Annotated in this window: 12 protein-coding genes; 5 read left to right on the top strand and 7 right to left on the bottom strand. The window is 39.0% G+C overall.

Annotated elements, in window-relative coordinates:
• Positions 1 to 3: 3 nt before the first annotated feature.
• Complete coding sequence (locus tag LJY09_RS03425; RefSeq protein ID WP_025749916.1) at positions 4 to 843, bottom strand: YitT family protein; 840 nt, start codon at positions 841 to 843, stop codon at positions 4 to 6.
• Between the two features lie 255 nt (positions 844 to 1,098).
• On the opposite strand from LJY09_RS03425, the gene LJY09_RS03420 reads away from it, so the two are divergent.
• Positions 1,099 to 1,959: a DegV family protein gene (locus LJY09_RS03420; protein WP_028412393.1), complete on the top strand. Its 861-nt coding sequence runs from the start codon at positions 1,099 to 1,101 to the stop codon at positions 1,957 to 1,959.
• Positions 1,960 to 2,011: 52 nt separating this feature from the next.
• Positions 2,012 to 2,143: a DUF3941 domain-containing protein gene (locus tag LJY09_RS03415; protein ID WP_013055378.1), complete on the top strand. Its 132-nt coding sequence runs from the start codon at positions 2,012 to 2,014 to the stop codon at positions 2,141 to 2,143.
• A 34-nt stretch (positions 2,144 to 2,177) separates the two neighbouring features.
• On the opposite strand, the gene LJY09_RS03410 is transcribed toward LJY09_RS03415, so the two are convergent.
• Positions 2,178 to 3,041: a CvfB family protein gene (locus LJY09_RS03410; RefSeq protein WP_098999225.1), complete on the bottom strand. Its 864-nt coding sequence runs from the start codon at positions 3,039 to 3,041 to the stop codon at positions 2,178 to 2,180.
• 255 nt (positions 3,042 to 3,296) lie between these two features.
• Between LJY09_RS03410 and LJY09_RS03405 the strand changes: the two genes are divergently transcribed.
• The 3 genes from LJY09_RS03405 to LJY09_RS03395 all read left to right on the top strand — a co-directional run bounded on the left by LJY09_RS03405 (position 3,297) and on the right by LJY09_RS03395 (position 6,305).
• Positions 3,297 to 3,788 (top strand): YajQ family cyclic di-GMP-binding protein, encoded by a 492-nt coding sequence (locus tag LJY09_RS03405; protein ID WP_014461618.1) that lies wholly within the window; start codon positions 3,297 to 3,299, stop codon positions 3,786 to 3,788.
• Between the two features lie 136 nt (positions 3,789 to 3,924).
• On the top strand, positions 3,925 to 4,788 hold the full coding sequence (locus tag LJY09_RS03400) for an SDR family oxidoreductase (protein WP_155010435.1): 864 nt from the start codon (positions 3,925 to 3,927) through the stop codon (positions 4,786 to 4,788).
• A gap of 104 nt (positions 4,789 to 4,892) precedes the next feature.
• Positions 4,893 to 6,305 carry a sigma-54 interaction domain-containing protein gene (locus LJY09_RS03395; protein ID WP_098113545.1) on the top strand — a complete coding sequence of 471 codons (1,413 nt, stop codon included), beginning with the start codon at positions 4,893 to 4,895 and terminating at the stop codon, positions 6,303 to 6,305.
• 27 nt (positions 6,306 to 6,332) lie between these two features.
• Here LJY09_RS03395 and LJY09_RS03390 read toward each other — a convergent pair whose 3' ends face one another.
• The 5 genes from LJY09_RS03390 to LJY09_RS03370 form a co-directional block, all read right to left on the bottom strand.
• Positions 6,333 to 7,751 (bottom strand): amino acid permease, encoded by a 1,419-nt coding sequence (locus LJY09_RS03390; RefSeq protein WP_098113546.1) that lies wholly within the window; start codon positions 7,749 to 7,751, stop codon positions 6,333 to 6,335.
• Positions 7,752 to 7,774: 23 nt separating this feature from the next.
• Positions 7,775 to 9,454: a M20/M25/M40 family metallo-hydrolase gene (locus tag LJY09_RS03385; protein ID WP_098625746.1), complete on the bottom strand. Its 1,680-nt coding sequence runs from the start codon at positions 9,452 to 9,454 to the stop codon at positions 7,775 to 7,777.
• A gap of 103 nt (positions 9,455 to 9,557) precedes the next feature.
• Positions 9,558 to 10,763 (bottom strand): ornithine--oxo-acid transaminase, encoded by a 1,206-nt coding sequence (locus LJY09_RS03380; protein ID WP_098999227.1) that lies wholly within the window; start codon positions 10,761 to 10,763, stop codon positions 9,558 to 9,560.
• Positions 10,764 to 10,786: 23 nt separating this feature from the next.
• Positions 10,787 to 12,334 (bottom strand): L-glutamate gamma-semialdehyde dehydrogenase, encoded by a 1,548-nt coding sequence (gene pruA, locus LJY09_RS03375; RefSeq protein ID WP_098999228.1) that lies wholly within the window; start codon positions 12,332 to 12,334, stop codon positions 10,787 to 10,789.
• A gap of 345 nt (positions 12,335 to 12,679) precedes the next feature.
• The gene (locus LJY09_RS03370) at positions 12,680 to 13,714 is read right to left on the bottom strand and encodes a LacI family DNA-binding transcriptional regulator (protein WP_028412401.1); all 1,035 of its coding nucleotides are present in this window, start codon (positions 13,712 to 13,714) and stop codon (positions 12,680 to 12,682) included.
• Positions 13,715 to 13,758: the final 44 nt, after the last annotated feature.

Genomic DNA, 13,758 nt, shown 5'->3' with positions numbered 1-13,758 from the left:
TTTTTAATCTTTGCGAAACAAACCAAAGATTCCCGTTGTTTGAACTATATTAGTAAATGCCTTAGGATCCACCTCTTTAATTACTCGTTCCAAGTCAAATAATTCATACCTAGTTAAAACAATCATTAGCATTTCTTTATCTTCGTTTGTGAAGCCTCCTTTAGCCGGTACCGCCGTAATCCCTCGCACGAGTTTGGCATGAATCGCCTTTCTTAGCTCCACTCCTTTTTTCGTTACGATCATTGCTGTGAGTTTGACATGACGCGTATGAATAACATCAATGACGCGAGTGGTCGTATAAAGCGTCACAAGCGTATAAAGTGACTTCTCAGCACCATATAAAAGACCTGCTAGCACGATAATAATTGCATTTAATATGAACATATAAGTGCCAATTGGTCGGTCTTTTACTCGGGACAAAATCAGGGCAATGATATCGAGCCCACCAGTTGAAGCTCCAAATTTTAACGTAATTCCTACCCCTACCGCTAAAATAACGCCTCCAAAAACTGCATTAAGGATGATGTCCTTAGAAAGTGCTTGAATAGGAATAATTCCAAGAAACAAAGTTGTTGCAGCAACGCTGATAAAACTGTAAACAGTAAATGACTTCCCCACTTTTTTCCACCCTAAAATAGTTACAGGAATATTTAACAACAACAGCAGCACTCCAGTGGAAATAGTAAAAGGAGTGTAATCTGTCACGATACTCGAAACAAGCTGTGCTACTCCCGTAAAGCCGCTCGAATATACATTAGCAGGTATCAAAAACAAGTTGAGCGCAAGCGCATTCAATAATGCTCCTACTAAGACGACTATCGCTTTTTTTGTTTCAAGCCACATATTCAAATGACCGACCTCCGCTTTTTAAAACTTCTTACTTCCTTATACCCATTTATAAAATGAATAAAGTCAGCATCTTTAAAATAGTTAGTACATATAGTATGTACGATTTGGCAGAATTAAAAAAACTTATTCAAAAATTGTATTTTCCTCCAAGTGCTTATACACTAATACTATGTCGTATATAACGCTTTTCAATGTTTATACATCAAACTCATTTCATATTTTATAAATGCAATTAGGAAGGTGACATTTATGTCAATTAAACTTTTAACCGATAGTGCAAGCGATTTGCCTTTATCCTTTTTTCAAGAAAATAACGTTGGCTTTTTACCGCTTCGCGTAAGCTTGGATAATCAAGAATTTTTAGATCTACAAACGATTGAACCAGCTTCTGTCTACGAAGCCATCCGTAAAGGCAAGATGCCGAAAACGTCTCAAGCGGCTCCAACTACTATGTATGAAGTCTTTGAGAACATAGCTAAATCAGGTGATTCGTGCATTTATTTAGCTTTTTCTTCGGAATTGTCCGGTACATATCAAACAGCAATGATGATTCGAGAAGAACTCCTAGAAAAGTATCCCGATTTCCAATTAGAAATAATCGATACGAAATGTGCATCTCTTGGCCAGGGAGTAGTTACTTATTATGCAGCACAATTATTACACCAAAACCTCTCGCTAGTAGAAATGACAGAAAAAATAAAGCAATACGCTCTGCATATGGAGCATATTTTTACGGTTGATGACTTGGATTTTCTTGCTCAAGGAGGCCGCGTGAGCAAAGCTTCTGCTTTTGTAGGAGGTCTGCTTAATATTAAGCCGCTGCTTCATGTGGAAGATGGAAAATTGATTCCAATCGAAAAGATCCGCGGCCGTAAAAAAGTATTTAAACGCATGCTTGACGTGATGGAAGAGCGAGGAAAAAATCTCTCTTCTCAAACCATTGGAATTAGCCATGGAGATGATTTAGAAACAGCTCTTCAGCTGAAAGAGATGATTCAAGAACGTTTTGGCACCAAACATTTTATTATTAATATTATTGGTGCAGCCATAGGTTCTCATTCTGGCCCAGGGACAATTGCAGTCTTCTTTTTGAACGAAACCATCGAATAATTTAAAGAGGTCAGGGCATTCTAAAGGTACGATCAAAAAGGGGTGTATCACAATGCCAAAAACGAGCGATAACGATAAAAAAGCAAAAGATAATAACGCAAAGCTTCACGAAAAGAATCTGCAAGCTAAGCATAACCGTGAGCTTGGAAAACATTCATTTTCTAAAAAAACTGATCACTTATAAAAAGAAGCCGCTGAATTTTCAGCGGCTTCTCCTTTTAGTTTTCTTCTTTTTTAAAATATGTCCATCCTTCTTCTTGATAAACTTTTCCTTCTTTCATCAGTTTACCAAGCGCACGTTTGAACGCAGCTTTACTCATATTAAAGCGCTCACGAATATCTTCTGGATAGCTTTTATCCCAAAATGGCATAACGCCACCGCGGCTTTCCATGTAATCGTATAGTACTTGTGCATCTTCATCCATGCTTTCTTGTTTGCGCGGAAGAAGCGATACGTTTAGCGTTCCATCTTCTTTTACATTAATGACGCGGCCAGTTACATGCGTACCAAGCTTCGGTTCTTTACGTCTTTCGCTTTCGTGAATAAATCCAACATATCCTTCATCTGTCATAATAAATGAACCTACGCGCAGGACACGGTAGATATATCCGCTCACTTCACGATTAAAAAGTTCAGGTGGAGCATCTAATGCCATTGCTTTCATCACATCGTCTGTAGCAATTTTCCCGTACATTTTACCGCGCTTTGAAATCTTCATCGTACAGTAAACTTTATTTCCAACTTCTGGCCACAGCTCTTCTAGCGCAGGTAAGTCTGTTGAACCAATTAACATATCTTTGTTCATGCCGATATTTACAAACACGCCTAAACCCGGATTAACATCTACGACTTCAACCCACTCATAGACACCTTCTTCAACAAGAGGTAAGTGCATCGTTGCCGTTAAGCGGTCTTGCTGATCAAGGTATAAAAAAACTTCTACTTCTTCCCCTTCAGCAAGTTCTGTTGTTGTTTCATTTTTATGTAGCAAAATTTCTTCTTCACCTTCTGCTAACATATAACCAATCGGCGTTTCCCGGTTTACTGTTAAATACGCTTTCATCCCAGCTTCTACATTCATCGTTCTATCCATCCTTTATATAAATTAGTAGTGATTGTTCCTTCACCACATACCTTCTCACTTTGCATCAAACAGCATTTCAAATTTCAAATCAACTAAAATGCACGCATTGTTTAAAAAAGCTGCTTCTATAGCTTACAACAAAAAGCATAACTTGTATTGTATCAATTACCGGCTCTCTATTCAATATCAGTTGTATACAGTTTGTGTTTTATTTATAATAAAAGAACAAACTCTTTACATATGGAGGTTATTATGGCTAAAGATAGTTCATTTGACGTTGTGTCACAAGTTGATTTATCAGAGGTAACAAACGGCATTACCATGGCAACAAAGGAAATTAAAACCCGCTATGATTTTAAAGGCAGTAAAAGCGAAATCTCGCTCGAAAACGAAGAGCTTGTTCTTATTTCTGATGATGAATTTAAGCTTGAACAGTTAAAAGACGTACTGATTTCTAAGCTCATCAAACGCGGCGTACCTACACGCAATATCTCCTACGGTAAAATTGAAAATGCTTCTGGAGGAACGGTTAGACAGCGCGCTAAGTTAATTCAAGGTATCGACAAAGACAACGCTAAAAAGCTAAATACAATTATTAAAAATACCGGTTTAAAAGTAAAAAGCCAAATTCAAGATGATCAGCTTCGCGTAAGCGGTAAAAATCGTGATGACCTGCAGCAAATTATTTCAGCTATTCGCAGCGCTGATTTACCTATTGACGTACAATTTATTAATTACCGCTAAAAATGGATGCCTCCGGCATTCATTTTTTCTTTTAAAGCCTTTTTTATCCGTTTAGGCTTCCCTATGCATAGATACACTCTCTTAACAAATACTAGTATACGCTTACATACTCATATTAATTAAGGAGTGTATACTAATGAATCAAAATCAAAAACAAAACTTCCCTCCTCAGCATCAGCAAACTCAGCCAGGTATTGAGAAAGATATGCATCCAGTCCCTACCTCTATCGCTCCAGACTATAAGGCAAGCGGAAAATTACAGAATAAAGTAGCCGTTATCACCGGAGGAGACAGCGGAATTGGACGTTCTGTCGCTTATCATTACGCGAAAGAAGGCGCAAATGTTGTCGTAACCTATCTGAATGAACATGATGATGCAAATGAAACTAAAAAACAAGTTGAACGAATGGGAGCTTCTTGTTTGTTGCTTGCTGGTGACATAGGAGATGAACATTTTTGTCAAGAAGTCATCTCAAAGGCCATTCAGACTTTCGGAAAAATAGACATCTTAGTCAATAATGCAGCTGAACAGCACCCTCAAAAAAGTATTACGGATATCACGACTGAACAGCTTACCCGTACGTTTCAAACGAATATTTTTTCAATTTTCCATTTGACCAAAGCTGCATTGCCTCATTTAAAACAAGGAAGCGCTATTATTAATACAACGTCTGTGACAGCCTATCATGGGCATGACCAGCTGATTGACTACTCTTCAACCAAGGGTGCTATCGTGGCTTTCACACGTTCTTTGTCAGCTTCGCTCGCAACAAAAGGCATTCGTGTAAACGGCGTAGCTCCAGGACCCATCTGGACACCTCTTATTCCGTCTACGTTCGACGAACAGCAAGTTGCAACATTTGGGTCTAACACACCTATGAAACGAGCAGGACAGCCTTCTGAGCTCGGAGCGGCCTATGTATATTTGGCAAGCTCTGATTCTTCTTATATGTCCGGGCAAGTCCTTCACATTAATGGAGGATCCATTGTAAACGGATAACATTTCTCTTCGGTCATTCATTTATTTTTCTATGGAAACACTATCAGAATTCAGCTATTTTTGTTTAAATAGAGATATGAACACCGCTAAAGGAGAGTATTTGAATGACCGATACATTAAGCACTCTTAAACATATATATGAAACCATTTTAAATAAAGTCGATGCCGGTATCCATGCGGTCGATGAAACAGGAAAAACCATTATTTACAATGAAAAGATGACAAAGATGGAGCTGATGGATGAACAAGACGTTTTACATAAAAACTTGTTAGATGTGTTTATGTTCAAAGAAAATCAGCAAAGCACGCTTGTACAGGCGCTGCAAAAAGGAAAAGAAACGGTTAACGTCAAACAAACGTATTTCAACAATCAAGGACAAGAAATCACGACGATTAATAATACCTTCCCTATTTTAAAAAACGGTGTCATTCAAGGAGCGGTTGAAATTGCTCAAGACGTGACGAAACTAGAGCGTCTAATCCGGCAAAACATTAGGCAAAAAGGAAACACACGCTTTACGTTTGATAGCATCATCGGAAGCAGTCAAGCCGTTCACGATGTTATTGAAGACGCTAAGCGCGCCACTAGAACTCCTTCTTATGTCTTAATTATTGGAGAAACAGGCACGGGGAAAGAACTGTTTGCCCAAAGCATACATAATGGCAGCAGCCGCTCTTCCGCTCCTTTTATTTCACAAAACTGCGCTGCGCTACCGGATAATTTAATTGAAAGCCTTTTGTTCGGTACGAAACGCGGAGCTTTTACAGGTGCAATGGATAATCCTGGTCTTTTCGAACAAGCGCAAGGAGGCACATTACTGCTAGATGAAATCAACTCGTTGAATCCAAATCTGCAGGCTAAGCTTCTTCGAGTACTGCAAGAAAAAACCGTACGAAGAATTGGGGATACAGTAGACAAACCGGTGAACGTTCGAGTCATCGCGAACATGAATGAAGACCCAATCGATGCGATTGCAGAAAATCGATTACGTAAAGACTTATATTATCGACTTGGCGTCGTGACGCTTTTTATTCCTCCTCTTCGTGAACGAAAAGAAGATATTATTGAATTAACAAAGTTTTTCATCAAAAAATACAATGATTTGTTTCAGATGAATGTAAAAACCGTAGATCACCAAGTCATGTCTTCTTTTCTCTCTTATGACTGGCCAGGAAACGTACGGGAATTAGAACACATTATTGAAGGTGCAATGAACTTGGTGATGGATGAAGATGTTATTCACTATTCTCACCTTCCTTTTCAATACAGAACAAAGTTCCAGCTAAAGCAGCATGAACATTTTGAAGATAAAACAAGCGGTGAAGCACCCTCTTATCCAAGCGCTTTTCACCCTCCTCTTCCTTTAAAGGAACAGCTGTTAGCGTTCGAAGCAGAATGTATTAAACAAACGCTTGAACAACACAGCCACAACATCTCAAAAAGTGCTAAGATACTAGGGCTGACTAGACAAAGCTTGCAGTATCGTATGAAACGATTAGACATCCGCTCTAAATAAAAAAGAAGTGCACAGTGCACTTCTTTTTTATTTTGCTTTATAAACCGGTGAATCCGATTGTTTTTGATTAATATTTTTCTTGATTCCTACGTGATAATACACGTAGAGTACAATAATTAAAGGGACCCCGCAGTAAAGACCAATTCGTTGATCCGGAATAAAAATTAAGCTGATTAATACAAGTCCATACAAACAAAAACCTAGAATAGGAACGAACGGATAAAGGGGCGTTTTAAATTTCAATTCCTTTACATCTCCTCCTTCCGCTAAAAAACGACGGCGGAACATAAATTGAGAGGCACAAATGGACATCCAAACAATAATGGTCACCATTCCTGAAATCGAAATAAACCAAAGATATACGGTTTCAGCAGCCACGACGCTTGTAATCAGCGAGCATCCCGAAATAATCATCGTCACAATTAACGCGTTAATTGGAACACCTTTTGAAGATAATTTCTTTAAAGGTTTTGGCCCCATATTGCTGTTTGACAATGACCAAAGCATACGGGAAGCAGCGTAGACCCCAGAGTTCGCCACGGATAACACAGCTGTTAAAATGACAAAGTTCATGATATCCGCTGCATAGGGAATTCCAATTTGATCTAATACGGCAACAAACGGACTTTCAATAACTCCCGCTGTTTTGTATGGCAGAATAGAGACTAAAACAAACATAGCTAACACAAAGAAAAACAGCGTTCTCCAAATGACGTTTCGAATAGATCTCGGCAACGTTTTCTCAGGACTTTCACTTTCTCCTGCTGCAATGCCGACAAGCTCCGTTCCTTGAAACGAAAAGTTAACCGTTACTAAAGTCAATAAAACTGCCAGTATTCCATTTGGAAAAAGACCTGCGCCTTGGGTAAAATGTGAAAGAAACGGTGCGGGTTCTCCTCCTTTAAAATCAATAAAACCAAAAACAGCAGCTCCTCCAATTAAAATAAATAGAATAATAGCCGTAACTTTAATACTCGAAAACCAAAACTCAGTTTCAGCATAGCTTCGAGCAGAAAGAGCGTTAATTAAAAACGTAATGACGCCAAAAATCAAGCACCATGACCATATAGGTACATCAGGAAACCACCTCTGCATTAAAATTCCTGCTGACGTAAATTCAAGCCCTGTCGTATTTGCCCAGCTGAACCAGTACAGCCATCCAATCATAAAGCCTGTAGAAGGTCCTAAAAACCTTGTAGCGTATTCTTGAAAGGAACCTGAAACCGGCATTGCTACCGCTAGCTCTCCTAAACAAAGCATAACTAAGTACATGAGGAAGCCGCCTATTATATAAGCAAGAATGGCTCCTCCCGGCCCTGCCTGGCTAATAGTAAAACCCGAACCTAAAAATAGGCCTGTTCCAATCACGCCTCCTAACGCAATCATAAATAAATGTCTGCTTTTCATTGTTCTCTGTAATTGGTTTTGTTCTGTATGTCTATTCATCGGTACCTCCGTTCTTCATTTTCTTATATGTGGTTTGTACAAGCATGCTTACTTTTTAGCATCTGAACAGTTGTTTCTTGAATCAGCTTAGGAAGGACGCCGAACGAATAAGGCTTATACACTCGCTCTGTCCACTTATGTCCGTCTTTCCCATATACTCCTATATTGATGGACGGAATATTTAACTCTCGAATTTCACGGAAAGGAATCGCCCCTGCAATCCCCCACCCCGGAAAGTTACGTGTAAAAGCATCGATTTCCTCATCTGTCTCATGAAGAGATAAAAAGCTGCCATCCGCTAGGTAGGGAAAAAAATTTTTAAACTGAAACGTCTCTCCCGTCTGTTTTCCAACCTTCTCCACAGCCGCTTGTAAAGGATAAAGAAGCTGCTGATCTCTGCTTTCGTCTTTCTTCAAGTGATTATGAGGCAAATAAGGCGGTGCAAAAAAGACAATTACGCGCGGACTTTGATGCGGATCTAACTTTTGAAGTTCTTCAATTACTTTAAAGCACCTTGTTCTAAGTTCTAAATGCGCATACTGTTCGAAAGCTCGTTCAATACAAGCCTGAGCATTTATCCCTTTTTGATCCAATTCTTCCAGATAATCTTCCAAACTCACAACATCCACTTTCCAAGACAAGTTTCGCTTTGGTAAATTCGTTCTTCGCGCAAAAAGTTCGTAATAATCAGAAAGTTTTTTCTCTACTTTTTCACATGCTTCGATTGATAATCCAATTAATTGACTCATCACTTCTTTTGCCGTTCGTTCATAGATGAAATAGTTAAAATACAAATGACTGCTTACGGCGGTTTGCACATTATAAGCCTCTTTATTATCTCGTTGATACAGACAGGAAGGTGGCAGTACCAGCTCTCCTTCAATATTTTCAGCTAGATTAATATTGTTATGGATGCTTCCCGTAATCTCAGATGCAATCAAATTAGGATCTATACCAGCAAGCGTATCTCCTACGTGTACCTCCCTTCCGTAAATATAAAAACATGGAAGCAGTTTCCCAGCAGCTCCTGTATAAATATAGCGCGTGGAATCTCCATCGTAAAGAGGTGTAATAAAGTCGGTATTAATCGCTGCTACATATGAAAGATTTTTCTCTTTTTTCAAACGGTTCAGTTCAGAAACAGCAGAAATAATTCCAGCATGCTGACTTTCCTCATCTGGGTTGACCATAAAAAGGACGTTTCCTTCTAATTGATCTCGATGCTTAGTAAAATGCAGCACATTGGCTAAATGTACAGCAATTCCACTTTGCATATCAACGGCTCCTCTTCCAAACATCCATTCACCTGAACGAGCATCTCGCTGTACATCTTCATTAATGTTATGCATAGAGAAATAGTGCTGAAGTTCTTCTGGATCTAACGCTATGTCTTTTAATGGACCAAAATCTTCAATGCCAACCGTATCTAAGTGAGCGTGATAAATCATTGTTTGAGCATTTTTTTTGCTGCCTTGAATAAAAGCAAATACATTTTTTCTACCTAGCGTATCGCCATTAATTTTCTGTTCCCAAACGTGAAGGGGATTTTCTTTGAAATAAGGAAAACTTTGAAGCGTGTTTTTAATGAAATCAGCAATCTTTACTTCGCCGCTTGTCCCATTGATACTTTTGATTTTCACTAACGCTTTTGTTAAACATTCAACTTGCTCTTCTATGCTTAGCTGTGAGAGTTGGGTATACACTTCTATTCCTCCTGCCTATCAAATAAAAACGTTATTTAGCTGCATATGAACAAAAATAGTACGATATATACATATCGTACTATTTTTATTTATTTTAAACCGATTACTCAGCAAATACTTTTTCAATTCGTTCAATTGCCCAGTCCAACTCTTCTTTTGAAATCGTTAGGGGCGGAGCAAAACGAATAACCGTACTATGCGTTTCTTTACAAAGCAAACCTTGGTCTTTTAATTTTTCACAATAAGGACGAGCCTCTTCGTGTAATTCTACCCCGATGAACAGGCCTCGGCCGCGCACTTCTTTAATAACTGGATTGCTTAAGCTTTGGAGCTTCTGCTTGAAATAAGAACCTAATTCTAATGAACGCGCTGGAAGTTCTTCATCTTCAATTACTTCCAAAGCAGCTAATGATACGGCACAAGCAAGCGGGTTTCCTCCAAATGTTGAACCATGAGAGCCAGGGTTAAAGACACTTAAAATGTCTTCGTTAGCGACTACGCAAGAAATAGGGAAAACTCCTCCTCCAAGCGCTTTACCTAAAATCAGCATATCTGGTTCTACGTCTTCCCAATCACAAGCAAACATCTTGCCTGTACGCGCTAAGCCGACTTGGATTTCGTCAGCAATAAATAGCACATTGTTTTCTTTACATAAGTCAGCTGCAGCTTTTAAGAAGCCTTCTGGAGGTAAAACGATACCTGCTTCGCCTTGAATTGGCTCAATTAAAAATGCGGCCGTATTCGGTGTAATAGCAGCTTTTAACGATTCTAAATCACCGTAAGGAATCGTTTGAAGTCCTGGAAGCATCGGTCCAAAACCACGTTGATATTCTGCTTCAGATGATAATGAAACAGCTGTCATTGTACGACCGTGGAAGTTGCCCACACATGCGATGATTTGTGCTTGATTTTCAGCAACACCTTTCACATCGTAAGCCCAGCGGCGTGCAGCTTTAATGGCTGTTTCAACCGCTTCTGCTCCCGTATTCATTGGAAGAGCCATATTTTTATTTGTTAATTTACAAATCTTTTCATACCATGGACCAAGCTGATCATTATGAAACGCTCGTGACGTTAACGTTACTTTATCAGCTTGACGTTTTAATGCTTCAATAATTTTCGGATGACGATGTCCTTGGTTAACAGCGGAATACGCGCTTAGCATATCCATATATTTATTATTTTCTGGATCGTGTACCCATACGCCTTCTGCTTTTTCAATTACAATCGGCAGCGGATGATAGTTATGTGCCCCAAACTTTTCTGTTTGCTCAATAATTTTCACCGTTTTTTGTGTTTCAGTTGTCATATTTATTCCTCCTTATTTTCCAATTAAAATGTTTCAGATGTTGTTTTTGCTTGCATGTGAAGAACTAGATAATCCGGTCCCCCTGCTTTTGAATCCGTTCCTGACATATTAAATCCGCCAAAAGGCTGGTATCCTACAATCGCTCCTGTACATCCTCTGTTAAAATACAGGTTTCCAACATGGAACTCTTCACGGGCGCGTTCAATATGCTCGCGGTTATTTGATAATAAAGCGCCTGTTAATGCATATTCTGTATTGTTTGCAATCTCCATCATATGATCAAAATCTCGCGCTTTAGAGAATGCTACTACCGGACCAAAAATTTCTTCTTGCATGAGACGAGCTTTTTCATCTACATCCGCAAAAATAGTTGGCTGAATAAAGTATCCAGTTGAATTGTCTGCTTCTCCTCCCGCAACGAGACGCCCTTCTTCTTTTCCAAGTTCAATATACGATAATACTTTATTGTACGAAGCCTCGTGAATAACAGGTCCCATATAAGTCGAAACTTCTTCCGGGTTGCCAACAGTTAATGTTTTTGTTAGCGCAACTGCTTTTTCAAGCACTTCATCATATACATCTTGATGCACAACAGCACGAGAACCTGCGGAGCACTTTTGCCCTGCAAAACCAAATGCAGAATATACGATTGAAGAAGCTGCTAAATCAAGATCAGCATCTTTGTCTACAACCACCGTGTCTTTTCCGCCCATTTCAGCTATAACACGTTTTAGCCATTTTTGCCCCGGCTGTACTTTTGCTGCTCTTTCGTAAATGCGGCAACCCACTGCACGCGAGCCGGTAAATGAAACAAAGCGTGTTTTTGGATGTTCCACTAAGTAGTCACCAATTTCAGGTGTAGCACCAGGAATAAAGTTTAATACGCCTTTTGGTAATCCTGCTTCTTCCATTACTTCTACAAATTTCGCTGCTACTACAGGAGTGGCATCAGCTGGTTTTAATAAAATCGTATTTCCGGTTACAATAGCTGCTACTGCGGTTCCAGCCATAATAGCTAACGGGAAGTTAAATGGTGAAATAATAATACCTACGCCAAGCGGAATATAATTGTACTGATTATACTCACCGTCTCGGCTCTGTACTGGGGAACCGTCTTTTAATGTCAGGACTTGACGTGCATAGTACTCTAAAAAATCAATTGCTTCTGCTGTATCAGCATCTGCTTCGTTCCAAGGCTTTCCTGCTTCTTTTACAAGATAACTAGAAAATTCATGCTTTCTTCGACGAATGATGGCCGCTGCGCGGAAAAGAATATCTGCTCGGTGTTCTACTTTCCACTTTTTCCACGTTTCAAAAGCTTTTAGAGCTGACTGTATTGCTTGCTCTGCTAGATCTTTATTTACTGTAGATACATATCCAATTACTTCTTTTATGTTTGCTGGGTTAACAGACGTAATTTTCTCTTCGGTCTCCACTTTTTCACCGTTGATTACAAGTGGATACGTCTTGCCAAGCTGTGTATTCACATATGTTAATGCTTCTTGAAATACCTGTTTATTGTTTTCGTCCTTAAAATTTGTAAATGGTTCATGAGAATAAGAAACTACCATGATATATGCCTCCTAGTATGCAAATCTTTGTTTACTTTATAGTTATGCAAATAGCGTGCCAACTTTTAATAAAACTTTACAGCCTCTTTATCATCAAGGCTTTCACTACTAATATCCTTCTTTCTTTTTGATAAAAGAAAAAATAATTGGCATATGTATATTTTTTTGGCGCTTAAAATGCCAATTTTTTTTGCGTAAAGAGGATGTTGAGACATACCTAAATCAATTCAATCTAAAAACGAAAAAATCCGAACGAGTTTGATTCTCCATCAAGAATCAAACTCGTTCGGATCTTCCTTCAACTACACTACTTTTGTCTCAGCCTCTTTCTATTTGTGTATTACGTTATCTTTTCGTCATTTGAATGGTTTTGCAGGACTGTCTTTTAATCATTTTGTGAGGAACGCGCACTTGTTCTGCAACAGCATATGGCGTTTCAATCTGCTTAATCAAGCAGCTTACAGCCTGATAACCAAGTTCAAAAATATTAATATCAATTGATGTAAGAGCTGGTCTAGCCATTTCAGCGATTAAGACATTATTAAAACTGACAATAGAGATGTCTTCAGGAACCGAAATTCCCATTTCATCCAATGTATTTAAAACGCCTAATGCCATTAAGTCATCTGCTACTACTAGAGCCGTTGGACGTTCTTTTAGAGATAAAAGTTCGCAAACAGCTTCTTTTCCTCCCTTCTGTAGAAATTCTTCATGAATCACATACTCATCCCGGTAAGGAATGTTTGCTTTTTGAATCGCTTTATCATAGCCTGTTAAACGGTCAATGGTAACGACTAATTCAAGACTTCCACCAATAAAAGCAATACGCTCATGACCAGATTCAATTAAATATTCCGTCGCTTCTTTTCCAGCTTTAAAATTGTCGTTATCAACAAACGTGATGCTTTCACTATGCTTAAACGGCTTTCCAATAACTACAAACGGAACGCTCTGTTCTTGCAAATAAGAAAGTACTTGATCATCAACTTTGGAGTACAGCAAAATTAATCCATCCACTCGTCTTCCCTGTACCATTTGAACAACTTCTGCAAAAATCTCTTCTTCCGTTTCTCCAGTGGACATATAAATCGCTCTTTTGTTTTCGTGAGCTCCGGTGCTGATTCCTCTTAGCACTTCTGGGAAGAATGGATTTTGAAACACCTTGTCTGCTGAGCTCGGCATCACTAGGCCGACTGCCTCTGTCGTTTGATTTGCTAGACTTCGCGCAATAATATTTGGGTGATAACCAAGTTCTTTCATAGCCGATCGCACGCGCTGTTTTGTTTTTTCACTAATTCTTGAGCTGTCTGCAATGACGCGAGATACCGTCGAAGGGGCTACATTTGCTAAATTTGCCACATCTTTTATTGTTACACCCATAATTCCACCTCTTAATTATGTTTTCTTCATTACTACTTATCCAA

The sequence above is a fragment of the Priestia sp. J2 genome (assembly GCF_020790095.1).
Lineage (GTDB): Bacteria > Bacillota > Bacilli > Bacillales > Bacillaceae_H > Priestia > Priestia zanthoxyli.
Note: the sequence above shows the minus strand (reverse complement) of the source record. Positions and strands in the feature narration are given on the sequence as shown.

Bases quoted from the DNA above. Each gene is read 5' to 3' on its own strand.
- LJY09_RS03415 (WP_013055378.1), top strand. From the start codon at position 2,012: ATGCCAAAAACGAGCGATAACGATAAAAAAGCAAAAGATAATAACGCA.
- pruA (WP_098999228.1), bottom strand. From the start codon at position 12,334: ATGGTAGTTTCTTATTCTCATGAACCATTTACAAATTTTAAGGACGAA.
- LJY09_RS03420 (WP_028412393.1), top strand. From the start codon at position 1,099: ATGTCAATTAAACTTTTAACCGATAGTGCAAGCGATTTGCCTTTATCC.
- LJY09_RS03395 (WP_098113545.1), top strand. From the start codon at position 4,893: ATGACCGATACATTAAGCACTCTTAAACATATATATGAAACCATTTTA.
- LJY09_RS03400 (WP_155010435.1), top strand. From the start codon at position 3,925: ATGAATCAAAATCAAAAACAAAACTTCCCTCCTCAGCATCAGCAAACT.
- LJY09_RS03390 (WP_098113546.1), bottom strand. From the start codon at position 7,751: ATGAATAGACATACAGAACAAAACCAATTACAGAGAACAATGAAAAGC.
- LJY09_RS03370 (WP_028412401.1), bottom strand. From the start codon at position 13,714: ATGGGTGTAACAATAAAAGATGTGGCAAATTTAGCAAATGTAGCCCCT.
- LJY09_RS03380 (WP_098999227.1), bottom strand. From the start codon at position 10,763: ATGACAACTGAAACACAAAAAACGGTGAAAATTATTGAGCAAACAGAA.
- LJY09_RS03405 (WP_014461618.1), top strand. From the start codon at position 3,297: ATGGCTAAAGATAGTTCATTTGACGTTGTGTCACAAGTTGATTTATCA.
- LJY09_RS03410 (WP_098999225.1), bottom strand. From the start codon at position 3,041: ATGAATGTAGAAGCTGGGATGAAAGCGTATTTAACAGTAAACCGGGAA.
- LJY09_RS03425 (WP_025749916.1), bottom strand. From the start codon at position 843: ATGTGGCTTGAAACAAAAAAAGCGATAGTCGTCTTAGTAGGAGCATTA.